Source organism: Methanobrevibacter sp. (assembly GCF_051877095.1).
In the GTDB taxonomy this organism is placed as follows: Archaea; Methanobacteriota; Methanobacteria; order Methanobacteriales; family Methanobacteriaceae; genus Methanocatella.
In genome coordinates this window covers 38502-62802 of record NZ_JBJEIO010000005.1, presented here as the reverse complement: position 1 = coordinate 62802, position 24301 = coordinate 38502, and the positions used below count along the sequence as shown (strand labels likewise).

At 29.3% G+C, this 24301-nt stretch carries 23 protein-coding genes; 6 read left to right on the top strand and 17 right to left on the bottom strand.

Features of this window, described 5'->3' with window-relative positions; all coding sequences use genetic code 11:
- Window positions 1-20: 20 nt before the first annotated feature.
- From ACI389_RS03255 to psmB, 5 genes are all read right to left on the bottom strand, one after another.
- Window positions 21-2234: a hypothetical protein gene (locus tag ACI389_RS03255; protein ID WP_439780121.1), complete on the bottom strand. Its 2214-nt coding sequence runs from the start codon at window positions 2232-2234 to the stop codon at window positions 21-23.
- A gap of 176 nt (window positions 2235-2410) precedes the next feature.
- Window positions 2411-3439, bottom strand: a complete 1029-nt coding sequence (comC, locus tag ACI389_RS03250; RefSeq protein WP_439780120.1) for an L-sulfolactate dehydrogenase — start codon at window positions 3437-3439, stop codon at window positions 2411-2413.
- A gap of 20 nt (window positions 3440-3459) precedes the next feature.
- Window positions 3460-4479 carry a phosphoribosylformylglycinamidine cyclo-ligase gene (gene purM / locus ACI389_RS03245; protein WP_439780119.1) on the bottom strand — a complete coding sequence of 340 codons (1020 nt, stop codon included), beginning with the start codon at window positions 4477-4479 and terminating at the stop codon, window positions 3460-3462.
- 91 nt (window positions 4480-4570) lie between these two features.
- Complete coding sequence (locus ACI389_RS03240) at window positions 4571-6484, bottom strand: beta-CASP ribonuclease aCPSF1 (RefSeq protein WP_439780118.1); 1914 nt, start codon at window positions 6482-6484, stop codon at window positions 4571-4573.
- 128 nt (window positions 6485-6612) lie between these two features.
- Window positions 6613-7227: an archaeal proteasome endopeptidase complex subunit beta gene (gene psmB / locus ACI389_RS03235; protein WP_439780117.1), complete on the bottom strand. Its 615-nt coding sequence runs from the start codon at window positions 7225-7227 to the stop codon at window positions 6613-6615.
- Between the two features lie 184 nt (window positions 7228-7411).
- On the opposite strand from psmB, the gene ACI389_RS03230 reads away from it, so the two are divergent.
- Entirely contained in the window at window positions 7412-8140 is a 729-nt protein-coding gene (locus ACI389_RS03230) for a class I SAM-dependent methyltransferase (protein WP_439780116.1), read from the top strand.
- Here ACI389_RS03230 and cofG read toward each other — a convergent pair.
- The 5 genes from cofG to ACI389_RS03205 form a co-directional block, all read right to left on the bottom strand.
- Window positions 8118-9218: a 7,8-didemethyl-8-hydroxy-5-deazariboflavin synthase subunit CofG gene (gene cofG / locus ACI389_RS03225; RefSeq protein WP_439780115.1), complete on the bottom strand. Its 1101-nt coding sequence runs from the start codon at window positions 9216-9218 to the stop codon at window positions 8118-8120. The two genes, ACI389_RS03230 and cofG, sit on opposite strands and share 23 nt — an antisense overlap.
- Window position 9219: 1 nt before the next feature.
- The gene (locus ACI389_RS03220) at window positions 9220-9660 is read right to left on the bottom strand and encodes a DUF2120 family protein (RefSeq protein WP_439780114.1); all 441 of its coding nucleotides are present in this window, start codon (window positions 9658-9660) and stop codon (window positions 9220-9222) included.
- Window positions 9661-9671: 11 nt separating this feature from the next.
- Entirely contained in the window at window positions 9672-10613 is a 942-nt protein-coding gene (gene mptA, locus ACI389_RS03215) for a GTP cyclohydrolase MptA (protein WP_439780436.1), read from the bottom strand.
- Between the two features lie 331 nt (window positions 10614-10944).
- Window positions 10945-11421 (bottom strand): Lrp/AsnC family transcriptional regulator, encoded by a 477-nt coding sequence (locus ACI389_RS03210; RefSeq protein WP_439780113.1) that lies wholly within the window; start codon window positions 11419-11421, stop codon window positions 10945-10947.
- A 183-nt stretch (window positions 11422-11604) separates the two neighbouring features.
- On the bottom strand, window positions 11605-12771 hold the full coding sequence (locus ACI389_RS03205; RefSeq protein ID WP_439780112.1) for a tRNA (guanine(10)-N(2))-dimethyltransferase: 1167 nt from the start codon (window positions 12769-12771) through the stop codon (window positions 11605-11607).
- 108 nt (window positions 12772-12879) lie between these two features.
- Between ACI389_RS03205 and ACI389_RS03200 the strand changes: the two genes are divergently transcribed.
- Window positions 12880-13986, top strand: a complete 1107-nt coding sequence (locus ACI389_RS03200; protein ID WP_439780111.1) for a DegT/DnrJ/EryC1/StrS family aminotransferase — start codon at window positions 12880-12882, stop codon at window positions 13984-13986.
- Window positions 13987-14005: 19 nt separating this feature from the next.
- Here the strand turns inward: ACI389_RS03200 and ACI389_RS03195 are convergent, their stop codons facing one another.
- The gene (locus tag ACI389_RS03195) at window positions 14006-14311 is read right to left on the bottom strand and encodes an MTH1187 family thiamine-binding protein (RefSeq protein WP_439780110.1); all 306 of its coding nucleotides are present in this window, start codon (window positions 14309-14311) and stop codon (window positions 14006-14008) included.
- Between the two features lie 51 nt (window positions 14312-14362).
- On the opposite strand from ACI389_RS03195, the gene ACI389_RS03190 reads away from it, so the two are divergent.
- Entirely contained in the window at window positions 14363-15238 is an 876-nt protein-coding gene (locus ACI389_RS03190; RefSeq protein ID WP_439780109.1) for a TIGR00269 family protein, read from the top strand.
- On the opposite strand, the gene ACI389_RS03185 is transcribed toward ACI389_RS03190, so the two are convergent.
- From ACI389_RS03185 to comB, 5 genes are all read right to left on the bottom strand, one after another.
- Window positions 15197-16141 carry a calcium/sodium antiporter gene (locus ACI389_RS03185; protein WP_439780108.1) on the bottom strand — a complete coding sequence of 315 codons (945 nt, stop codon included), beginning with the start codon at window positions 16139-16141 and terminating at the stop codon, window positions 15197-15199. The two genes, ACI389_RS03190 and ACI389_RS03185, sit on opposite strands and share 42 nt — an antisense overlap.
- Before the next feature lies 1 nt (window position 16142).
- On the bottom strand, window positions 16143-17462 hold the full coding sequence (locus ACI389_RS03180; RefSeq protein WP_439780107.1) for a hemolysin family protein: 1320 nt from the start codon (window positions 17460-17462) through the stop codon (window positions 16143-16145).
- Between the two features lie 17 nt (window positions 17463-17479).
- Window positions 17480-17695 carry a DUF1922 domain-containing protein gene (locus ACI389_RS03175; RefSeq protein WP_439780106.1) on the bottom strand — a complete coding sequence of 72 codons (216 nt, stop codon included), beginning with the start codon at window positions 17693-17695 and terminating at the stop codon, window positions 17480-17482.
- 63 nt (window positions 17696-17758) lie between these two features.
- Window positions 17759-18931, bottom strand: a complete 1173-nt coding sequence (locus ACI389_RS03170) for a TraB/GumN family protein (RefSeq protein ID WP_439780105.1) — start codon at window positions 18929-18931, stop codon at window positions 17759-17761.
- 59 nt (window positions 18932-18990) lie between these two features.
- Window positions 18991-19680 (bottom strand): 2-phosphosulfolactate phosphatase, encoded by a 690-nt coding sequence (comB, locus tag ACI389_RS03165; RefSeq protein WP_439780104.1) that lies wholly within the window; start codon window positions 19678-19680, stop codon window positions 18991-18993.
- A gap of 39 nt (window positions 19681-19719) precedes the next feature.
- Here comB and ACI389_RS03160 point away from each other — a divergent pair, with 39 nt between their 5' ends.
- Together ACI389_RS03160 and ACI389_RS03155 are read left to right on the top strand one after the other, a co-directional pair.
- Window positions 19720-20244: a hypothetical protein gene (locus ACI389_RS03160; protein ID WP_439780103.1), complete on the top strand. Its 525-nt coding sequence runs from the start codon at window positions 19720-19722 to the stop codon at window positions 20242-20244.
- A 43-nt stretch (window positions 20245-20287) separates the two neighbouring features.
- Window positions 20288-21211 carry a methanogenesis marker 7 protein gene (locus ACI389_RS03155; protein WP_439780435.1) on the top strand — a complete coding sequence of 308 codons (924 nt, stop codon included), beginning with the start codon at window positions 20288-20290 and terminating at the stop codon, window positions 21209-21211.
- Window positions 21212-21221: 10 nt separating this feature from the next.
- Here the strand turns inward: ACI389_RS03155 and mmp10 are convergent, their stop codons facing one another.
- Entirely contained in the window at window positions 21222-22466 is a 1245-nt protein-coding gene (mmp10, locus tag ACI389_RS03150) for a methyl coenzyme M reductase-arginine methyltransferase Mmp10 (RefSeq protein ID WP_439780102.1), read from the bottom strand.
- 487 nt (window positions 22467-22953) lie between these two features.
- Between mmp10 and mcrB the strand changes: the two genes are divergently transcribed.
- The gene (gene mcrB / locus ACI389_RS03145) at window positions 22954-24285 is read left to right on the top strand and encodes a coenzyme-B sulfoethylthiotransferase subunit beta (protein WP_439780101.1); all 1332 of its coding nucleotides are present in this window, start codon (window positions 22954-22956) and stop codon (window positions 24283-24285) included.
- The last annotated feature ends 16 nt before the right edge of the window (window positions 24286-24301 follow it).

Here is a 24301-nt window from a genome sequence, read left to right as displayed (position 1 = left end):
AAATTAATTCTCTTTTAAATTTATTTTTTTATTGTTATATATGATGTAGCAGATTTTGCAACACAATAGCTATTTGCAGAGCTGACAATAACTTTATGAGTTCCAAGAGATAATGATTTTACATTAAGTTGAGCTACTCCTTTTGAATTTGTTTTTACTGTGTAAGTTTTATATGTTTTACCAGTATAAACTTTGATTTTTACTTGAACTCCAGGAATTACTTTTTTAGTTTTTGTGTTTTGCACAGTAACTTTGAAATAGGTTGTTTGTCCTTTTTTAGCGGTTAATTTTGTTGGAGTTACTTTTGTTGGAGTTTTATATACTACAATTTTGGATGAAACTTTACTTGCAGCAAAATTCTTTGAATCAGCACCTCTAACTTCAACTTTATAAGTTCCAGGTTTGAGATCAATTAATAATTTTAATGTACCATCTCCACTAGTATTTCCATTGTAGTTGTAATATCTGTAAGAAGATATGTAAACTCTAATGTTAAGTTTTGCACCATAAATTGGAGCATTACTTTTCTTTGTGTTAACTAATTTTATGACAAAGTATTTTCCTTGTTTGTAGTATGCTTTTGTTTGTGGTGCACTGATTTTTGCAGTAGCTTTCTTGACTGTAATATATTTAGTTGTTGAACCTTCAGTATATCTCTTATCAGATTTACTTACAATCATTTTATGTTTTCCAACATTTAGTGGAACTGAAAATTTAGCAATTCCATTTTTATCTGTTTGAACAATATAAGTTGATGCTTTTGAACCTGTGTATAATTGGACAAGTAAATATACTCCAGATACTCCTTTACCTGTTTTGTCTGTAACTTTAATAATTGCAGTATATCCAGTGTTATAATAGATAGTTAATCCAGAAGTAATAGTCATTTTAATAGATTGTGGTGTAATAGTTATTTTTCCACTATCATTAGTATATATCATATTTTCAGTATCATTGTTACTTGCAGTAATAGAATAAGTTCCACCAACTAATTTACTAACTGAAATTTTACATTGTCCATTCGCATCAGTCATATAGTAATAATCTTTTTTAGAAGTATCTGGCATGTATAAATGAAGTATTATGCCAGGGACGGGTTCTCCATTTTTGGAGTTTGTAACTGTAATAGTTACATTTTTTTTAGTTCCAAATACATCTTTAAATGGATCAATTTTAATGTTGATTTGAGCTTGTTCAATAGTTAAATTAACTTTAAAAGGTGTTGATTTATAAATACCATTAGTTGATAATTCAATAGTGTAATTGCCAACATTTAATTTATCATTAAATGTTTCATACCAGTTAGATAACTCAGAAGTTTTAAATGATGCAATTCCTTGTTCATTTGTTTTTTTAACAACTGTTATATGATTACCTCCAATGAGCAGAGGGAAATTTATTTCCACACCAGATAATACTTCATTAGTATCAATATCAATAACTTTAAATGTAAAATTACCATTTTGATATTGGTTTTTACTATTTATTACTTCAATTTTACTTTTATAAATTCTATTTAAGTTTATAGTTTTTTCTTTATTTCCATTATAAATAATAGTCATATCTGATGAAGTAATATTATTTGATAATGTGTATGTAAAGATAAGTTTGTTATTTTCTAGTATTAAATCAGATATATTGAGTATTTTAGTCTCATTTCCATCTTTGTAGGTTAAGATAATATTGAAATCATCTGCAGTTATATCTTTAATATCAACACCATTTGTAACATTAATAGGTATTTCAACAATTTTACTGCTATTTACATTAATAGAAGAAGGTGTTTCTAAAGTATAATTACCAAATATTGATAAAAGGATATTAGTTGTAGAATTAGAATAAATTTCATTACCTAAATAATTAATAGTCAAATTATGATTTCCGATTGATAAATCATCAAGGATAGTTATTTTGGATTCATTATAATTGAAATTTATACTTTTATTTCCTTCAATAACTGTTAAATTTTTATTAGTAATTCCAGGTATTGGATTTGAGTTATTATCCTTTACAGTTGCATTTATTGTTACTGTTTCAGTATCTTTTATTTTAACATCATTAGAAACAATTTCAGTATCTATTTTTGGGATTACAACATCATTCCCAGAATCAACATTTGTCCCATTATCAGATATGGAATCTGTTGAAACATCATTTGCACTAACTGTTCCCAAGCTTATCAATAATATAATTGCACTAATTATTAATAAAATATGAGAATTTTTAACTTTCATAACTTTTTTCCTCCGTCATGAAAATCATATTATTCTAAAAAGAAGTATGATTTTCTATGGACTATATATTTTCTTCAATATAACTTAATATATGTTCACTCTTATTTTAAATCTTTCTATGAATTGCATTTCTTTTACTATCGATAAATTTGTAAAAAAAATAATAAAGAATAAAATTATTCTTCAAGGTATGAATCTAAGTCAATATCTAAATTATCACAGATTTCTTTTAATTGTTCGTTTAATTTTTTATCAATTGGAATACCGTTAGCTTCTGCTTCACTAATCCTTTTAACTTCTAAATCACCAGGAATAGCTACATTTTCACCTGTTGCTCTTACTTGAGAAACAAAGTCTTCAGTGTTTGCTTTAAATTCATCAAAGTCACCAAATTTAGAAGGATCAATTACTATGTATAAATCTCCTTTTGTACAATCTTTATCTGGTGATGCTGTACCTGATACTCCATTACCATATCCTGCTTGTACTAATGGTCCGGTTAATACTTCAATTAATAAAGATAATGCATATCCTTTAAATCCACCAAATGGTAAAATGGATCCTTCTAATGCTTCTTCAGGATTGTTTGTTGGATTTCCATCTTTGTCTAATGCCCATCCATCAGGTAAATCTAAACCTTTTCTTCTTGATTCAATGATTTTTCCACGTGCAGTAACGGATGTTGCCATATCTACTGTCATATATGTGTCTGATGGAATTCCTAATGCTATTGGATTAGTTCCAATTAAAGCTTTTTTACCACCTAATGGTGCAATTGCAGGGTCAGTATTTGCAATTACAAGTCCAATACAATTTTCTCTTAATGCTAAATCACTGTAAAATCCAGTAACTCCAAAATGATTAGAATTATGGACACCCACACATGCAATACCCATTTCTTTTGCTTTTTTAATTGCGATTTGCATAGCTTTATAAGACACTGCTTGTCCAAAACCACTATTACCATTAATTAATGCCATTGCAGGTGTTTCTTTTTCAATAGTGATATTTTCTTCTAAGTTGATTGTCCCTGCTTCAATGCTGATGAGATATTGTGGGAATCTACCAAGTCCGTGTGATGTAAATCCTTTTAAATCTGCATCAATTGTTGCTTCTGCTACTAATTCTTGATCTTCTTCACTAGCTCCCAATTTTTTTAATATCTCTTTTACAAGAGCTATTTCATTATCTTTCATTATCTTCATTATATCACTCTCAATTTAAATTAGTATTCAAGTTTACTACCTTCAAAACCTTTAACAGTGATTTTTTCATCATCAGTTACTTTACCAATGATTTGGCAGTCACAATATTCATTTAGAGTATTCATGATTTTTCTTGATTCTTCTTCTTCACAGATAACAACAAAACCAACACCCATGTTGAAGACTTTGTACATTTCTTTTATATCTACTCCTTGTTTGTAAATAAGTTTGAATATCTCTGGAACTTCTGGAAGGTCATTAATTTCATATCCCACACCTTTTTTTAAACGTCTAAGGTTAGTAAATCCTCCTCCTGTGATATGAGCTAGACCATGAATATTGTATTCTTTTTCAAATAGTGCAACAATAGGTTTAACATAGAGTTCAGTTGGTCTAATTAATTCTTCACCAATGGTTGTTTCACCATTTGGCATTTTATCATCAATAGAAAAGCCACCTTTATCAAATAGTGCATTTCTAGCTAAACTATATCCGTTAGAATGAATACCATTACTGTTAATACCAATTAATACATTTCCTGGCTGGATTTTTTCACCTGTAATAATTTTATCAATGTCTACAAATCCAATACCAGTTCCTGCTAAATCGAAATCTTTAATAATTCCTGGAAGAGATGCAGTTTCTCCACCAATAATTGCAATTTTTGATTCATTAGCACCTTTTACAAGACCATCAGCAATTTCTGCTGCTCTTTCAGGATCTGGTTTTTCAACAGCAAGATAATCCACTAAGGCTATTGGTTCTGCTCCAACACATAAAATGTCGTTAACAACCATAGCAATACAATCGATACCTATTGTATCATATTTGTCCATCATTTCTGCAATTAAAATTTTACTTCCTACACCATCAGTACTCATTGCAATAGCTTTATCTCCTAATTTTATTAAAGCTGCATAATGACCACTGTCTGTGATAATATCTCTACATTCTAATGTTGATTTGAGTTTATCAGCTAATTTTGAAACAGTAACTGCTTCTAAGTCAATATCAACACCGGATTCTGAATATGTAACCATTTTAACACCTATTGTTTTAAAAATAAATAATGTTGTGATTATACAACATTCTTTAATAATAATTTTTGTTTTAATTAGTATTTATTTATTATTAATGAATTCTTACACAATCTAAGTTAATTGGAGTTTTTGTCTCAATTTTATAACTTCTGTGTATTGATGATGCAAGATCCACAGTTTTATAAGGATCTCCATGACAAGTGATGACCTTTTCAGGTCTTGGATTAAGTCTTTTAACGTATTCCATTAATTGTCTTCTATTAGAGTGACCACTGAATCCATTAATTGTTTTAATTTCCATTTTAACATTGAAAATTCTTGTTTTTCCATCATCATCTTCAAGTGGAATTTCTTTCCAACCTTTTTGAACTCTTCTACCCATTGAACCTTCAGATTGATACCCTACAAATATGAGAGTATTTCTTTCATCTTCACATAACCATTTGAAGTATTCTACTGAGTTACCTCCGGTTAACATACCTGATGTAGATAAAATAATTGCTGGTTCTTGACTTTCAACAATTTCTTTTCTTTGGTCGTGGTTTTGAACTTTATTAAACATCTCTGAGACAAATGGATTTCTACCCATGTGAAAAATTTGATCTCTTAAGTCTTTACTTAAATATTCTGGCCTTGCGGTGTGAATTGCAGTTGCTTCCCAAATCATTCCATCAATGTAAACTGGAACTTCTTCAATCAATCCATGTCTCATGTATTCTTCTAATACTATCATGAGTTCTTGTGCTCTTCCTACAGCAAATACTGGAACTAATATTTTTCCACCACGTTTAAGAGTTTTGTAGATAGTTTTCATCATTTCTTTTTCTGCATTATTTCTTGAAGGTTGAACATCTTCTCTTCCACCATAAGTACTTTCCATGATTACTGTTTCAGCACGTGGGAAACGAATAGTTGCAGGCTCAAGTAATCTAGATGGTTCATATTTAAAATCTCCAGTATAAACTAAATTATGAGCTCCATCTCCAATGTGCATATGGGAGATTGCTGAACCTAAAATATGTCCTGCATTATGTAATGTTAATCTTATGTCTGGTGAGATGTCTGTTACTTCACCATAGTCTAATGTAATTGTATTTTTAATTGCTTGTTTTACATGTTTTGATGTAAATGGTAAAGGATTACCTTCTCTGTGAGCAATATCTAGGTGGTCGAATTGTAAAAGTGTGGTTAAATCTCTAGTTGGGGTTGTACAATATACAGGTCCATCATACCCATAATGGAATAAGTAAGGTACAAATCCGCAATGATCTAAGTGAGCGTGAGATATAATAACTGCATCTAATTCTTCAATTGAAAATTCTGGTGCATTCAAATATGGGAATGCATTTTTATTATCTGATGCAGCGACGTTAACTCCACAGTCTAATAAAACACGACTATTTGGTGTTTGTAAAAGCATGGATGAACGTCCAACTTCTTTAAATCCTCCCATTGAAGTAACTCTTGCCCAATCATTTGGGTATTTACTTCCTTGGTGAATTTGACGTCCGAGACGTTGTAATAATTTTTTTCTATCTTTACTACTATTTTTTTGGATAGTTCTAATTTTTCCAATAATGTCAGAACTTATTGGAGGGGTTCTCAAAATTTTAGGTGCCCATCCAGTATTTTTAACAATATTTCTTGAAGTAGCACCATATTTTCCAATAACAAGTCCGGGTTTTTTGGCAGTAATAACTACTTCTCCAGTTACATTATCAAAGTAGATATCAGTAATTTCTGCCCCATCTGGAACAATTTCATGAATTTTATTTATTGTTGCTTCATTATCAAGCAATGCACTTTTATCTGATCTTATAATTATTCTTTTTCTAAGTTCTTTTGCAAGTGATCTAATTAAGTCACCATTTTCGGTTATAATTTCTGGATTTTTGGTATAAACTACTACTTCAGGTCCTTCGAATTCTACTTTGGAAACCTGAATTTCATTAGGCAGTTTTTGCAAAATCTCTTTTTTAATATCTTCTAAAATATCTGAAGCCATATAATCCCTTCAAAAAAAGTTGTGTATTATAATAGTTTATGAAAAGCTTTAAGCTATAATTAGTTAAATTTCATAAACTATGTACACATTTTATATAAAAAAATAGTTAGTTATGAAAATTAGTTTTGCTATATTTTATCCAAAATTTCTTTTACTTTTTCATTATCTAACATTTCATAGCCGTTTTTATCTACTTTAGCGACTAAAAATCCGTTACCGGAATAAGTATCACGTTCAGCAGCAGCTCTTATAGCTCTTATGGCTACTTCAAGTCCTTCGTCTACTGATAAATCATCTCTAAATCTGTCTTCAAGAACACCGTAAGCCACGATAGATCCTGATCCAGTTGAGATGTAATTATCTTTAATCATACCACCAGCAGGATCTAATGAATAAATGGATGGTTTGCCTTCGTCCATACCACCAAGTAATATTTGAACATGCATTGGTCCTGAACGTAAAATATTTGCAGTTAATGATGCTGCAGCTTTAACACTAATTTCATCATTATTTCTCATTTGGTATAATGAAACTTCTGCTTTAATAACTTTCATTAAGCTTTGTGCATCCCCAACAGAACCTGCAATGGTTGTTGCAATGTGATCATCAATTTTAAATATTTTTTCTGCTACTTTGTGAGCTACTAAATTTCCCATAGTTGCTCTTCTTTCAGTTGCAAATACAATTCCGTCTTCACAAGTAATTCCGACGGTTGTTGTACCTTCTACAATTTTATCTTTCACTTAAATACACCTCATTTAAGTATTTAAAATATCTTATTTCAACTACTTATAGGTTAATTTAACAAAATAAATTAATATTTTCGTATTAATATTATTTAAAATCAGAATCAATAATTAGTATAAACTAACAATACTATATTATTAAATTAGAATATATAAACTTTTCTTATTTAAGGTGTTTAAAATGAAGTATAAAAAAATTGGTGATATATTAATTTTGGACAATAAGTACTCGGGTAATAATTTTGAAGAGTTATCTAATAATCATAATGTGAAAACTATAATGAAAATTGATCACATCCAAGGAACTAAAAGGGAACCAATTTATAAAATCCTTTTTGGAAATGAAACAGAAACAATACATAAAGAAAACGGTTGTTTATTTAAATTGGATTTAGCTAAAGTAATGTGGTCTAAAGGTAATAATAATGAGAGATTAAGAATTGCTAAACTAGTTGAAGATGATGAGATAGTGCTTGATATGTTTGCAGGTATTGGTTATTTTTCTATTCCTATTGGAGTATATTCAAATGCAAAGGAAATTATTCCAATTGAAATAAATCCAAATTCTTATCATTTTTTATGTGAAAATATTAAATTAAACAAATTAACAAATGTAAATCCAATTTTAGGAGATTGTATGACGGAAACTCCTAACTTTAAGGCAGATAGGATATTAATGGGTTATGTAAAAACAACTCATCATTATTTAAAAATAGCTATTGATAGTTTGAATAAAGGAGGAATTCTTCATTATCATGAAACAGTTCCAGAAAAATTAGTAAATACTAGACCAATAGAGAGAATTAAGGCTCAAGCTGGAGATAGAGATGTTGAGTTATTAAAAATAAATAAAATAAAAAAATATGCTCCTGGCGTAGAGCATGTTGTTATTGATGCTCGGATAAATTAGATATTCTTTTTAATAAATCGTTATTTAACCATTTATTATTAATATATTTTTCATATACACATAATCTTTCAGTTAATTTAAAACCTGCATCAATAGTTATTTTTTCAAGTTCATCAATTCCAGGCCATGGGGATGTGATATTCACATAGTCTGGACTTACTGGTGAAACTCCACCCCAATCATCAGCACCACACAATAAAAATATTTGTGCAGTTTCATTGTTTAAGTTAGGTGGAACTTGAATACTTACATCAGTATCTCCAAATAATAGAGTTCCAGCTATTACAGTTCTAATCATATCTAAAAAGCTTGGTTCTGGCCAATTTTCCATTTCAATTCCAGGGATTGGTGTGAAATTTTGAATAATTACTTCTTGAATATGTCCATATTTATCATATAAATCTCTAATTGTGATTAAAGATTCTGCAATTTCTTCTTTTGTCTCACCAATTCCAATTAATATTCCTGTAGTGTATGGAATTTTAAGCTTTCCTGCATTAGATATAGTTTCAAGTCTTAATTTTGGATTTTTTCCAGGACTTTTATTATGTGCAGGCAATTCCATTAACCTTTTTGATGAGTTTTCAAGCATCAATCCTAATGATGCATTAACTTCTTTTAATCTTTTTAAATCCTCGAAACTAAAGTTTCCACCATTGGTATGAGGTAATAAAGTTGTTTCATCTAAGGTCATTTGACATATATCTATAATATAATCAATCATTTTTTCATAGCCATATTCTGCTAATTTGAGTTGAACAACTTTTTCTTCATCCGCATCTTCACCAAAAGTAAAAAGAGCTTCTTTACATCCATATTTCTCAGCTTCTTTTAAGATTTCTAAAACTTCTTGTTTTGTTTTAAGAATAATGGCTTCTGGATTATTAGGATTTTTTTTAAAATTACAGTATCCACAATCATTTCTGCAAATTTCAGTTAATGGTATGAATACATTTTTAGAATAAGTAATAAGATTATTCTCCCTATATTGTACTGTTTGTGACATATATTTGATTATTTCACTGTCAGTAGCTTTTAAAATCTGGAGAATATCTTCTTTATTTAATTTTGAATGCATTTTAATCTTCATGTTCTGAAACAGTTACTTCCACATATAATGGAGGTAATTCATTTCTATCTTCCCATATAGCAACTACTACATCAAAACCTGGAAGTCTGAATACTTTGTATGCAACTTCAAGACCCATGGATTCAAGTTCTTTTTGCATTCTTGAAAATCCATGTTCATCAATAGTAGTTGTAGTTCCTTCACTTTCTTTGATATGTTTGTCTCCAGATTTTAATATTTTAGAAATTTCTTCAGAACTAGCATTTAACTCAGTTCCTCCAAGAAGTTCGCCTAATTCACTAAGTTTGGAGTCAAATTCATCTAAAGGAATGGTTTTTCTGGATCTTCCTCTAACAATGAGTATTTTAGCATTGTTAATTGCAGGTCTTGAACCTTTAAATGATTCAAAAAAACCCATTACTTTTCCTGCAATTTCATAACTTTTTTTCATTAAATCAAATCCTATTGGATATTTAATTCAGATTTCAATTCACCCATTGTAGTTACCTTTTCAGCATATGCATTATGTCTATGAATACTTTCTTCATTTTCTTGACGTGCTGTGATTAAGGTGTTATCTGGTAAGTCTGCATATTTTTTAGCAACTTTTTCCATCATATTTCTAACACAGTCTTCAACAAAAACAGGATTTTTATGTGCATTCATAACAGTTGCATTCTCATCAGGTCTTTTGAGTAATTCACAAACAGGGGAGCTCATTGATTTTTCAATAATGTCTATGAGATCTTCAGCTTTAACTTTTTTATCTTCTGGAACTTCAACTAATAAGGTTCCAATTCCTCTTTGGTTATGAGAAGCAAATGTAACAGTATCTAAAACTTTCTGAGTAGTTTCTTCATCTAAGAACTTTAATAATTCATTTTTGTTAGATTCTCTTACAGATTCTTGTGCACATGGACAAACAGTCATTCCAATGACTTCTGCACCAATGCTTTTTCTAATCTTAATGTTGCCATCTTCATCTCTAAATCCAACAGATTTTGCTATTAATTTACTCATTTCTTGAGTTTTGTTTTTAGTAACAGGGGATCTTTTCATGAACATGAAATCAGTTGTCATTGAAATTTCAACACGTTTTGCATATTCATGTTTAGTCATCATTTTTTCAACGATTTTTGCACATAATGATTCTATGTCTGCAGTTGGATCTTTAGCAACACTTTCAAGCACTTCACTAATAGCTTCCGGGTTTCTAGACATATGAACACCTTTTTGATCATTTGGCAAATCTACAAATGCATCAAATGTAGGTAATAAAATTATTGGTCTTTTATTTGTTCTTTCTAATTGTAATAATTTTTTAACTCCTTTAACACCTACTCTAGTTAGTTTAATAGGTATACTTGGAGTGTCATCTTGAGTGTCAGGTAAGCATACTACCAATTTCATAACCTCTAATATTTATAATAAGTATATATTTATTGTCTTTTTATTTATATAGTTTAATGAAAATTACCTATCTCTAGTTATTTTTTTCATTATAATATTAATTTTGTTTTATAAATTGAGAAAGCATTATATTAATTTTTAGACAATATTTTATCTATTATTCTATGAAAAAGTTCATATTTTAATTAATGTATCTGAAAAAATAGGTATGTTGTTCAATAAAAAATATTTTATTAATTTTGTGTTATCCTTAAAGGTGAGTTATTAAAGAAATCTAAAAAGTAGTATAATAAGTAGTTCATTAGAACTACTTTTTAAAAATAGATTATAAAATGTTTGAAGATCCCATATCTTCTTTAATAACATCTAAAACAGTTTGAGTATATGTTCTTTCTATAATTGGATCTTTTAACAATTCTTTAATGAATGCATTTAATTCGTTGGTGTTTCTGAACTTTGCAATCAAGAATGCATCGTATTCTCCAGTAACATCATAGATTCCAACAACATTTTTGTTAAAGAAAGTTTTTTCTTCCCAATTTTTGAGTTTTCCACCTTTTACTCTTACTCCAATAATTGTGGTTAAAACGAAACCTAATTTTTCATGGTCAATAACCGGTGAGAATTTTTTGATAACTCCTGATTTTAGCATTTTATCAATACGATTGTGAACGGTTCCCACGGATACATCTAAACTACGTGAAATTTGTCTATAGGATGTCCTAACATCTTCATTGATTATTTTTAGAATCTTGATGTCAATATCATCTAATTTGATAACATTATCTTTTGTTTTTACCATCGCTATTGCCTCTTATATTGATATAAATGTGGTTAATTATTCTAATCAACCATGTAATTTATGTTATATTTCTTATAATATTTAAAACTTAATAATTATTTTTTATTTTTTTTTAAAAATTAATAATATTTATTGTTTTTTTTACTATTTTTTATAAAAATATCTTTTTTATATTAAATTTTTTTAAATTGTATTTTGTAAATGGATAAGAATATTTTTAACATGCTCAATAGAAGCATCTGTTTTTAAACCTAAAGGTTTAAAATGTGTTTTCACTGCTATAAATCCTTTTTTTTTAAGTTCATTTAAAATCAAGTCAAATTTAGGGGCACTGACTTTTAATGATTTACAGATGCTATGAATATCAAAAAATGTTGCTGGTGCATCAGATTCTATGAGACATTTATTTAATAATTTTAAAGCTTCTTTTTCACTATTGATTTTTTTATTTTTAGTTTCATCAATCATTTTTTGAATAAATTCACTATTTTGGATAGGACCTAACCATAATGGACCTGCATGAATTAATTTTTCACCACAAATAGGACATATTGCATCAATTGGGCTAGCTAAACCGTTACTTGTTTGCCTATGGAGGCAGTGTTTGCAATGGCTAATGTAACCAATATTTTTCAATGTTTCGTCTGTTCTTTTTGAACCTTTTTTAATTTCAAGGTATAATCTCATATAGTGTTCAGTACTATGGGACATTTTTACTTCAATACATTTTGCATATTTTGAAAGAGTGAGTGCAACAAAACCTGCTAATATTCTAATACCTGTTTCATGACAGTATTCACTTTTGTATGGTTTTGCATTATATTTACGTATGCAAGGTTCTTTGTATGTTCCACATAGTGCAGAAGTATCTGTTGCTGTAACACATAACAGAGAATTTCTTCGAGCACAATAACCAGATGAATCAAGAAATGGAGATGGAGTTCCGAATGGATCAATATCGATTACATCAAATTCTCCACGTTTCATTCTTAAAAACATGCTAGCATCATGTTGGTACACTTCAACATTTTCTAAGTTGTTTAATTCAATATTATGCCTTTCATAATGGTTTGCTATTTCACTTATATCATTAATTGAAACTTCTCCAACACCATCAATTTCATTTTTATAACGGATACCACGTATTCCACTTCCTCCGAATAAATCACAAATATTTATTTCTCTTTCTTGTTCTTTTTGGAATACTTGTATTGCTAATATGGATAAATCTCTATTTAATTCCATATGAGGATTATAAAAAACTGGTGCATCAGAAGATACTTTATCAAATTCTGGAAATTCAATTTTTGTTATACCTTCGTTAATAGTTTTGGTTTTATATTCTTCCATTGGTCTCACTCTTGAATTCTTTTATTAATAATAAGTAATGTTTTAAATATTATTAGATTTAAAGATTAGTGTAGATAATTTTAATTTATTAATATAATGGTGATTATGGTGGCAGATATTAAAGTTCCTATTGCAAAACCAATAATTGGGGAAGAGGAAATAGAAAATGTGGTTGAAGTTTTAAAATCAGGAATGATTGCTCAAGGACCAAAAGTCGCTGAGTTTGAACAAAAATTCGCTGATTGGGTTGGTGCAAAATATGGTATTGCTGTTAACTCTGGAACAGCAGCATTGCATGTTGCATTACTTTCTTGTGGTATTGGAGAAGGAGATGAGGTAATTACAACTCCATTCACTTTTATTGCAACTGGAAATTCAATTTTATATACTGGTGCAAAACCAGTTTTCGCAGACATTGATTTAAAAACATATACTATGGATCCAGACTCTATTGAATCATTAATAACTGAGAACACTAAAGCTATTTTGCCAGTTCAATTATATGGACAATCTGCAAATATGGATAAAATCAATGAAATTGCTGAAAAGCATGGATTAATAGTTATTGAAGATGCTGCACAAGCTCATGGTGCAACATGTAATGGTGAAAAAGTAGGTAGTTTAGGAGACATGTCATGTTTTAGTTTTTATCCAACTAAGAATATGACAACTTCTGAAGGTGGAATAATCACAACTGATGATGAAGAATTAGCTGAAAATGCTAAAATTTTCAGAGCTCATGGTGCAAGCGTAAGATATCATCATGATGAAGTTGGTTATAACTTTAGAATGACTGATATTTCTGCATCTATTGGTCTTGCTCAATTGGATAAAATTGATGGATTTAACGATAAAAGAATTGAAAATGCAGCATATCTAAATGAAGGTTTAAAAGATGTTGATGGAATTATAACTCCTTATTGTGCATATGGTTCAAAACATGTGTATCACCAATATACTATCCGTGTTGAAAAAGGAAATAGGGATGATTGGGTGGCTATTATTAATGAATGTGGTGTTGGAACTGGAATTCATTATCCAATTCCATTGTACAATCAACCAGTTTATAAATCATTAGGAATTGAGGGTAATTGTCCAAAAGCAGAACTTGTTGCTGAGAATGTTATTTCTCTTCCAGTTCATCCATCTTTAACAAAAGATGATTTAGATTTAGTTATCGAAGCTGTTAAAACAGCTTCAGAAAAATTAGCTTAATTGCTAATTCTTTTTTTATTTATTTTAATATTTTATTTACAGTATCAATTTTAGCATCTAAAGTTCTATTTTCAATATCTCTTCTATCATCTACTTTTATAACTGTGTACACTCTACCAATTCCAAGTTCAAAGATAGCTTCTTGAGCATTAGCTATTGCAGAATAAAGTTCTTCAAGATTATTTGCTTCAATTTGTGTTCCCATTCCAGTTAATTGATAATTAAGTCCAGAATCTTTTATGGATTGAACTGCTGCAGTTACATATTCTTTACATTCAGTAGTTTCAGTCCCAACAGGTAATATTGCAAAATCACATGTTATCATTTTTTTCACCTACAAAATTATTTATTTATCATTCTATAAATTAATTTAGTAATGGATAAATTAAACAAAGATGAATTTAATGAACGTATTTTTACAAGGATTAATAAATTAATTCATGATTATGAATTAATTAAAGAAGGTGAATTAATAGCAGTGGCATTATCTGGTGGTAAAGATAGTGTATTGACTTTACATGCACTAAAAAACTATCAAAATTTATTAGATTTTGATTTAGTAGCTATTAGTGTAGATGAAGGAATTGAAGGTTATAGGCAGAATGGTATTAATTCGGCTATTAATAATGCCAAAGAATTAGGTGTTAAGTTAGTTCAAAAATCATTTAAAGAGGAAGAAGGGTTTGCATTAGATGATATTTATCAAAATTTTAAAAGTGCATGTATTCCATGTGGTGTGTTTAGAAGAAATATTTTAAATAAAACTGCTTATGAATTAGGAGCAGTTAAAATAGCCACTGGACATAATCTAGATGATGAAATCCAATCTTTTTTAATGAGTTTTGCACGTGGGGATACAATTAAATTTTCAAAATTTGGACCAGAACTTGATGTTATTCATCCTAAATTAGTTCCGAGAATAAAACCGTTATGGAACACACCTGAAAAAGAAGTTGGGATGTGGGCAGTAATAAATGATGTTGATATTCATTTAGATGAGTGCCCTTATTCTCATTTATCTTTAAGGGCTAAAATTAAAGAATTTTTAAATATAAGTGAAGATCAATATCCTGGTGTTAAAAATAATGTGATGAAATCTTTTCAAAAGATGTTAACTTTTGAAAATGATATAGTCACAATTCTTAATGAGTGTGAAATATGTGGTGAGCCAACATCATCTAACATTTGTAAGAATTGTGAGTTAAAAGAATTAATTTCTCAAAATTACAAAAATCATATACACAATGAATAAGGTTATTAAAATAATACCTTCTTTTTTATCATATTTTTCTTCTGTTTTACCGAAGATGAAACATAATATTGTAACAAATATCATAAATACAGTATCTATAAGTAAACTTGGATTTAGGGGTATTTCACTTATTGCACTACTTGCACCTAAAACAAATAAAATGTTAAAAATGTTTGATCCAATAACATTACCTATTACTAATTGATTTTCTCCTTTTTTTAAGGCTGTAATAGATGTTACAAATTCGGGTAATGAGGTTCCTATTGCAACAATAGTTAAACCAACCAATGTCTCACTCAGTCCTAAGGCTATTGCTATGGATGAAGCACTGTCTACAACTAAATCTCCACCAATAATAATTCCTGCAAGCCCTATGATAATAAATGCAATACTCTTTTTAAGGTTCAATTTTGGTTTATCTACATCATGGGCATGACTATCTTTTCTAGCACTTTGAACGAGGAAGAATACATAGCCAATTAATAGTACAAGTAAAATTATTCCTTCGATAGTAGATATTTTCCAATCAATAACAATGAATATTGTTAGTAATAATGTTATAGCTACAAGGAAAGGTAAATCTTTTTTTAGAATATTTTTTTCCATTAATAAATTGCTAAGTATTGCAGATACTCCAATAACCATTAGCATGTTGAATAAATTACTTCCAATGACATTACTTACAGCCATTGCATTGTTTCCAGAAAGTGATGATGTAATTGATACTGCAGCTTCAGGTGCACTTGTTCCAAATGCCACAATTGTTAATCCGACAATTATGGTAGGCACTTTAAGAATATAAGCAACATTACTTGATCCATCAACAAAAAAATCTGAACCCTTAATTAAAAATACAAATCCCACAAGTAACAAAATTACTTGGATAATAATTCCAGCATCCATTTTACTCCTCTTTTATTTCTTCTTGTGGTCCAAGATCAGTTACAAGAACTTTATCGATTTGATGCCCATCAATATCAATTATTTCAAATATGAATCTATCACATTTATATTTATCTTCTTCATTAGGGATAGTTCCACTAATGCTTAAAATGAATCCTGCAAGGGTAGTATAATTGTCTTCTTCCTCATCTGGAAGGAAATCATTAAAGTCGAACAATTCTTTAAATTTACCAATAGGATATCTTCCATCAATTAACCAAGTTCCATCTTCTCTTTTGATTGCTTGTGGTTCATCTTCTTCGTCAATTCCTGGAATATCTCCAACAATTCCTTCAAGTAAATCATTTAATGTAATTAAACCTTCGACACTTCCAAATTCATCTACTACCAGAGACATATGAACATATTCTTGGTTTTCTTTGAATTCTTTTAGTAAGTCTAGTGTTTCTAAGTGTTCAGATACTACTAATGGTTCTTTTATAATTTCATTTATATCAAATTCTTCTTCACTAAACATCATTGAAAGAATGTCTTTTGCTTGAACTACTCCAATAAATTCATCCAATTCTCCTTTACTTATTGGAAAAATTGATCTTCTACTTTCAATAATTTTGACTTTATTGATATCTTTTTCATCTTCAAGATTAATCCAAATAATCTCATTACGAGGAGTCATTATACTTTCAACTTTTTGATCGTCAAGTTTGAATACTCTTTTAATAATATCTTCTTCCTCTTTTTCAATAGTTCCGTCTGTTCTTCCTTCTTTAATCATTAATTCGATTTCTTCTTCAGTAACAACATTATCAGTTTTATTTTCGACTCTCATCAACCATAAAAGAAAACTACTTGATTTTGCAAGAATAAAACTAACTGGTTTTGAAATTTTAGAAAGAATCACCATGCTTTTTGCAACTTGTATTGATATTTTTTCAGGATCATTCAATGCTATAACTTTAGGCACGATTTCTCCAACAACTAAAGTCAAGTAGGTAGTAATAATAACGACTAGTACTACACTAATCATGTCGTTGTAGGGTATAAAGTAAATTAGTTTAGAAAGTGGTTCTGCTAAGGTTACTCCACCAAATGCCCCAGTTAATACACCAATAAGTGAGATTCCAATTTGAACTGTAGATAAAAATTCATTTGGATCTTCTAGTAATTTTAAAACAATTTCTGCGTTTTTATTTCCTTTTTCTAAGTATTTTTCCATTTTTGCTTTTCTTACGGAGACTACAGCGAGTTCTGCCATTGATAAATATCCGTTAAGAATCATTAAAATTAAAATTATAATTATTTCGAGTGTCGTTCCAATCATTTTCAACAAACCGTATGTTATTTTAAATCACTGGCTTTCATAAATCCAGTATTTCCATATATTTTATCTTGCATTTCTTGAACAGCATGTGATGCTTCTTCTCTTGTAGCTACTTTTTGAAATATACGTCTAGATTTTATTTTTAAAGTTTTACCACAAACACATTTGCGAGTAGCTACTCCTTCTTTTGCATATAGTGCACGTCCACAATCACAACGAAATATAAAATACATGATTTTTTTTCCTTAAAATTAAATTGTATTAATAATATAACTACTCCACATATAAAACTTTTATTATCCACCAAATATTTTCATGAATAATGGAATGAAAACTTTCGATGGTAAAATTACTAGGGTAGCTATACTAACTCCTAAATTTGTTCCTATAACCACAAGTAATATTCTAAATATATTATTGTTCCATAAATCTTTAAAACTTTTAATTTTGGCTAGATTTTTAATATCTTTTTCTTTTACTTTTCTGTATTTTATTTCAGTTAATCCTGAAAACCATCCTGCAGCAAGTAAAGGATGTATTATAGTTAATGGAGCTACAATTCCACCAACAATTGCTGATTGAATTTTAGAACCAGAAAGAATTGATCCAATAAATCCCATAATCATACTAATTATTATGAATTCATAAATGTTCCCAGTAATATTTATCCCATTAAAATATGCCAGAAAAAATATCACAACAAATAATATAGGAATCATTGCTAAAAATATTTTAACCCAAGGAATACCTTTTTTATCATTTATAACTTCTAGTTCTTTTAAGTTAGGTAATGTTTCAGGATTATCTAAATATTTTTCAATTCCTGGTTTATGTCCTGCTCCAACAACTGCAATAACTTTATCATGAGGTATTTGCATTATTTTTCCTGCGAGGTATGCATCCCGTTCATGTACAAGAACTTCATAGACACTCGGAGCCTCATCTTTAAATATTTCCATCATATCATCAATATTTTCAGAGTTTTTTAACTCTTCAATATCAATTTCTTCCGCTTCATCATCAAAACCTAAGACTGAAAGAAGTAGTCCATATGCAAATTTAGCTTTTTCCATAAATCCCATTTTATTCAATGCTCTTTGTAGTGTTGTATTGATTTCACGGTCAATAAGAGCAATTGGAATATTTAAATCTTGACTTGCTTCAATAGCACCAATCATTTCAGAACCTGGATCAACATCCACTTCCTCTCCAATTTTTGATTGAAAATATCCGAGGAGAGTACTTACTAAAAATAATCCTACTTTGTTTTCTTTGATTATTCTAGTAACAGAAATATGCTCATCTTCTTCAATACCCATCATTTTATTTCTTATTTTTGCATATCTTCCTCTGTCAAGTTCAATAGCAACAATATCGGGGTGTTGTTCATAAATTGCATCTTTTACTTCATTAACACTTTCTTCAGATACATGAGCAGTACCAATTATTGTTAATAATTCTCTTTTCATTTAAAAAAACACTTCTTTATAAATTTTATTTTCATATTATTAATGTTAAATATATAAATTTAATCTTTTAATAATATTAATTCTTGATTTTTATATATTGCAACATTGTTAGTAATATTTTTCATACAACATATTTCAACATCTTTTTCATAACCTAATTCTTTTAATCTTTGACCTGATCTTGAAGTAATGAATGATTCTTTCATTGAGTCATAATTTCTACTTGCTAATATTGCGGCTTTACCATATTCGTTTAATTCACAATTTGTTAATTCTTTATTAATCCAGTATAATATTTCTCCGGATGCTAAAAAGTCTTCTATTGCAAATTGTCCTTTAACTCCTGCCATTACAACATCAATATGATTATCTGCTATTTTAATACTTTTTTCAGCTACTGACTTGGCATTTATAAGGGAACCTACAAGGACTGTTGATTTCATTTTTTCAAGAATTCTAGTTCCGTTACTTGTTGTTAATATTAGATAGTTTGAATTTGTGGCATAATCTTTTATTTTACTAGGAGAATTTCCAAGATCAAATCTATCAATCTTTTTACCATTTCTTTCTCCTGCAAGTATTCCCCCAATATTTTTTTGTAATTCAATTGCTTCTTTTATTGAAAAACAGGGTATGACTTTTTTAAAATTATTTAAAGCGAGAGTTATTGTAGAACTAGCTCTTAATGCATCAACCATTATTGAAACATCTAAACTTTCACTTTCTTCAAAACTCAATGTGACTTTCATGGGTTAATTTATATTAAAGATTAATATATAATAATTATTATGAAAATAATCACAACACCCATGTGTGAAGAAATTGTCAAACTTGCAGGTATTAATGATTATGTTATAAATAAATATCCTGATAATGGAGAAGGAGATTTAGCTATTTTATTATCAGAAAGTAAAGTAGAAATGAATAGTCTTGCTATTAAAATTAATACTCCTTCACAGGTTTTTGAAAGTATTAAAAAGGTTTCTAAAACAGTTAAAAATGAACTATCTGATGAGGATATATTGGCATTTTTTGAGGATTATGAATTATGTAAAAAATATTTGGATTCTAATTTTAAAAGAGATATTAATGTTAAAGTATATTCTAAGTTTTTAAAGGATATTCTTTTTGATATGGGATTTAATATTGTATCTGAAGATTTTGATTATGTGATTTATCCTGATTATCTTAAAAACGAAGTGATTGAAAGTGAGAATCTTGTTGAAATTCCATCCCATAATTGTATTTCGAAAAATCCTTTTGAAAAAATAGAAATTAGATATTCACTTTTAGAAAATTTAATAAGCATATAATAATATATTAATAATTTAATTGCATTTTGGAGAGTTGTTAACATTGTATGAAACATTAACATTTACTGGTGGAGTTCACAAAAGTGAAGAATTTAAAGAATTGATTGAGGATTTAGGTGGATTTATTCTTCAAGAAAGTATTCAACAAATGGAATTGGTATTAAGTATTGCTGTTCCTTTGGAAGATGTTGATAGGATTAAGGATAAATCAGCTGAACTTTTAGCAAAAATTTCAGTTGCTCCAATGGCAGGTTCTGAAATAGCTATTATCTCACCAACTCTTGCAAGACACCATTTACCTCACGCTGCATGTGATATTTCTGAATATTTACGTGAATTTGGTGCTAAGGATAATATGATTGGTCTTGCTAGGGGTGATGGTAAAGGTACTTCAGGTATTACTGAGGAAGAAAAAAGTTTAATTGAAGAACATGACCTTGCTATTTTTGTATTAGGTAGTTTTGAAAATTGTATTAAGGAAAAGGCTTTCTTATATGATGATATTGATATACCTGTAATTGTGACTGGTGCTCCGGATATTCCTATCGAAGAACTTCCAGGTGCTGATGCATATGTTGGCGATTTGGGCAGAATTCCTAGAAGATTAAGAAGAGGACCAGATGTTCGTGCATTGGATAAATTAGTTGAAACATGTGAAAAAATTTTAAATGATAAAAAACGAGAGATGACTCTTGACCCACCATTAGTTCCATCTATTGTTGTAAAAAATGCAATTGAAAATCAAGTTATGGAAATTAAAGATGTTTTCTCTCCTGCTCCAGTAACTTCACAATTAGATGGTGTTCGTGTAAAATTAAATTATGATGATTATGCGGATGTAATAGGTAATGTGGTTATTGATGATAAAAAGTTATCTGAACTTGCTGAGATAAAGAAATCATTTATGTATGATTATATTTTAGTAAAAATTAATAGTGAGAGTTCTCTTGTTGAGAATTCTAATTAATTTTTACTTTTCATATTCTTTTCATTCCGAAGAAATTAATAGCATCAACTAAATCATTAAATTGTTCTAATTCTGTTTCTATGACATTTTCATCAGTCATATCAATACTTAATTCTCCATCAAAACTTAGTGTGTCTGGGCCACGACCAACAAGTCTTTCAACACCATCTGCACTTAAAATTCTTTCTGCATCAAGCTGATGGACAAATGATCTTCCAGGAATAATTGCAACGTCTTTTATTTCACTTAAATCAAGTTTTTCTAAGTCTTCTTTAGTAATTAAACATGCAATTTCTTTTTCAACAGCTACAACATTAACAGTATCTGCTTCTAATTTATCAAATATTTTGGAGATAAATGGTGCTGCGATTTTGGATGTAATTATAGTTGCTTCACCAGTGATAGGTTTGATAAACTGTAAGAATACTTCATTTTCATCTTTAGCTATTGCAAATGGACCACCAGTTTCAGGATCACATAAAGGTGTTCCACTTACTCTAAAGTTATACTCTTGGTTGATTTGTTTTACAAGTTCTGCAAAATCTTCAACAGGTTGTGATTCAATTCCTTTAAGGATTGGTTCATTTCCAAGGATTAATCCTTCGTTGAATGTATTTGCAAACCTCATTAAAAGCATTCCTTTTGCACCCCATTCTTCTAGGGTATTGCATGTTTGGCGTAATATTTCACCATCATTAACACCAGGTATTATTACAGCTGCACCAGTTAATTTGATATTTTCACAAAAGATTTTGCATGCTTTGAGAGCTTCTTTAGGATATTTGTCTTTAATCCATTCTTTTCTAAGTTTTGGGTCTGATGAAAAAATAGTAAATGAAACTTCTTCAACACCATTATTAATTAATCTGGAAGCAATTTCACCATCATTTATTCCTTTTCCACAAGTATAACTCAATATTGATGGAATTGATAGTTGGTTTAAGTTAGAAGTTAATGTTTCAAGATGTGGATAGCAACTAATATCTCCACCACCACTTATATTTGCAGTTACTTTACCTCTATGCATATTCATCATTAATGCATTTTGTACTTCACTTATAACTTGGAATGGTGATTTAAATTCATTTTGTGTTTCACTAACACCTTTACTGCATCTTTCACAACCTATTTTATTAGGAAGACAATATGCACAACCAAAACTTTTGACTTCTTTTACTTTTCTGAAGTAACAGTATTTACAAAAACCGTTACAATCTTTACCTGGTATTCCACCAACATCTGCTAATAATTGCATATTTTATAATTCTTAATTTCATTTTATTTATAAATTAATAATCATTTTTTGTATAATTTTTTAGTATTACTCTTTGTATTATTTATTACTTAGAACTTTTTAAGTAATAATTTTTTATTTTCTTTTATTTTCATTAAAAAATTGTATTTATTCTTATTTTAGCTATCTAGGTATTTAATTAATATTTTTTTAAGATTATTCATTTAATATTTGATTATATTCATCGTTACTTAGTTTAAATAAAAATAAATAGTATTACTTTAATCTTCATTTTTCTTAAATTTGAAATGATTTATTATACTTTATAAAGTTTTCTAAAAAAGTTTATAGGTAATATTTATATTATATTTTTAATAAAATAAAATCTGTATACCATATCGCTAGCTATTGCAAACATTGTTTTATAGCTTAACTCAATTTGGTAAAAAAGTTTTTTACAATTGGAGTGGTATATTAGTTAAAACTCTATTTATTTAGGAGGGAAAAAATGGCAAAGTTTGATGATAAAGTCGATTTATACGACGATAGAGGATCTGTAATTGCATCTGACATACCAATCGAAGCTATTAGTCCATTAAGAAATCCTGCAATTCAAAACATCGTTAAAGGTGTTAAAAGAACTGTTGCAGTAAACTTAGAAGGAGTAGAAAAATCCGTAAGGACTGGTTCTGTTGGTGGAGACAAATCTAAAATTTTAGGAAGAGAATTAGATATCGACATTGTTTCTAATGCAGAAGCAATCGCAGCAAAAATTAAAGAAACTATGCAAGTTTCTGAAGGTGACGATACTAAAGTAGAACCTATTTCTGGTGGTAAAAGATTATTAGTACAAGTACCAACTCAAAGAATTGACGCTGCTGCTGAATATTCTGTTGCTACTTTAGCTACTGCTACTTCTTTAGTACAAGCTATCATCGATGTTTGTGATGTAAGCATTTATGATGCTAACTTTGTAAAAGCTGCAGTTTTAGGTAGATACCCACAATCTGTAGATTACAAAGGATCTAACATTGCAACTATGTTAGATATTCCACAAAAACTCGAAGGTGCAGGTTACGCATTAAGAGGAGTAAAAGCAAACGATTTCGCTGCTGCTACTTTAAAAAATACTTTCCAAACTACTGCATTAGCATCTATCTTTGAACAAACTGCTATGTTCGAAATGGGTGATGCTGTAGGTACTTACGAAAGATTACACTTATTAGGTTTAGCTTACCAAGGTTTAAACGCTGATAATTTAGTAATGGATTTAGTAAAAGATAATGCAGCTGAAGGAACTGTTGGTTCTATTGTACAAGCTACTATTGCTCGTGCAGAAGCTGATGGAGTTATTGCTCCTCAAAAAGAATTAACTGACTTCTCCATATATAACACTGATGACGCAGCTAAATGGAACGCATATGCTGCTGCTGGTGCTGTAGCTGCAACTATGGTCAACGTTGGTGCTGCTCGTGCTGCTCAAGGTGTACCATCTACTTTATTATACTTCAATGATAACTTAGAATTCGCTACTGGTTTACCAAGTATTGATTATGGTAGAGCAGAAGGTGTAGCTGTTGGATTCTCATTCTTCAGTCACTCCATCTATGGTGGTGGAGGTCCTGGTCTCTTCAACGGTAACCACGTTGTAACCAGACACAGTAAAGGATTCTGTATTCCATGTGCTGCTGCTGCTATGTCATTAGATGCAGGAACACAACTCTTTTCACCAGAAGCAACTTCTGGTTTAATTAAAGAAGTATACAGTCAAATTGATGAATTTAGAGAACCTATGAATGCTGTTGCAATTGCAGCTGAAGAAATTAAAGGTGACATCTAATTAATTTAAATAAATC

Excerpts from the sequence above, each read along its gene's own strand:
- ACI389_RS03175 (WP_439780106.1), bottom strand. The coding sequence starts at position 17,695 with ATGTATTTTATATTTCGTTGTGATTGTGGACGTGCACTATATGCAAAA.
- ACI389_RS03180 (WP_439780107.1), bottom strand. The coding sequence starts at position 17,462 with ATGATTGGAACGACACTCGAAATAATTATAATTTTAATTTTAATGATT.
- comB (WP_439780104.1), bottom strand. The coding sequence starts at position 19,680 with ATGAAAGTCACATTGAGTTTTGAAGAAAGTGAAAGTTTAGATGTTTCA.
- ACI389_RS03240 (WP_439780118.1), bottom strand. The coding sequence starts at position 6,484 with ATGGCTTCAGATATTTTAGAAGATATTAAAAAAGAGATTTTGCAAAAA.
- ACI389_RS03170 (WP_439780105.1), bottom strand. The coding sequence starts at position 18,931 with ATGAAAAGAGAATTATTAACAATAATTGGTACTGCTCATGTATCTGAA.
- mmp10 (WP_439780102.1), bottom strand. The coding sequence starts at position 22,466 with ATGCAATTATTAGCAGATGTTGGTGGAATACCAGGTAAAGATTGTAAC.
- cofG (WP_439780115.1), bottom strand. The coding sequence starts at position 9,218 with ATGCATTCAAAATTAAATAAAGAAGATATTCTCCAGATTTTAAAAGCT.
- ACI389_RS03220 (WP_439780114.1), bottom strand. The coding sequence starts at position 9,660 with ATGAAAAAAAGTTATGAAATTGCAGGAAAAGTAATGGGTTTTTTTGAA.
- ACI389_RS03210 (WP_439780113.1), bottom strand. The coding sequence starts at position 11,421 with ATGGTAAAAACAAAAGATAATGTTATCAAATTAGATGATATTGACATC.
- comC (WP_439780120.1), bottom strand. The coding sequence starts at position 3,439 with ATGAAGATAATGAAAGATAATGAAATAGCTCTTGTAAAAGAGATATTA.
- ACI389_RS03160 (WP_439780103.1), top strand. The coding sequence starts at position 19,720 with ATGAAAATAATCACAACACCCATGTGTGAAGAAATTGTCAAACTTGCA.
- purM (WP_439780119.1), bottom strand. The coding sequence starts at position 4,479 with ATGGTTACATATTCAGAATCCGGTGTTGATATTGACTTAGAAGCAGTT.
- ACI389_RS03195 (WP_439780110.1), bottom strand. The coding sequence starts at position 14,311 with ATGATAACATGTGATTTTGCAATATTACCTGTTGGGACTGAAACTACT.
- ACI389_RS03190 (WP_439780109.1), top strand. The coding sequence starts at position 14,363 with ATGGATAAATTAAACAAAGATGAATTTAATGAACGTATTTTTACAAGG.
- mcrB (WP_439780101.1), top strand. The coding sequence starts at position 22,954 with ATGGCAAAGTTTGATGATAAAGTCGATTTATACGACGATAGAGGATCT.
- ACI389_RS03255 (WP_439780121.1), bottom strand. The coding sequence starts at position 2,234 with ATGAAAGTTAAAAATTCTCATATTTTATTAATAATTAGTGCAATTATA.
- ACI389_RS03230 (WP_439780116.1), top strand. The coding sequence starts at position 7,412 with ATGAAGTATAAAAAAATTGGTGATATATTAATTTTGGACAATAAGTAC.
- ACI389_RS03185 (WP_439780108.1), bottom strand. The coding sequence starts at position 16,141 with ATGGATGCTGGAATTATTATCCAAGTAATTTTGTTACTTGTGGGATTT.
- ACI389_RS03205 (WP_439780112.1), bottom strand. The coding sequence starts at position 12,771 with ATGGAAGAATATAAAACCAAAACTATTAACGAAGGTATAACAAAAATT.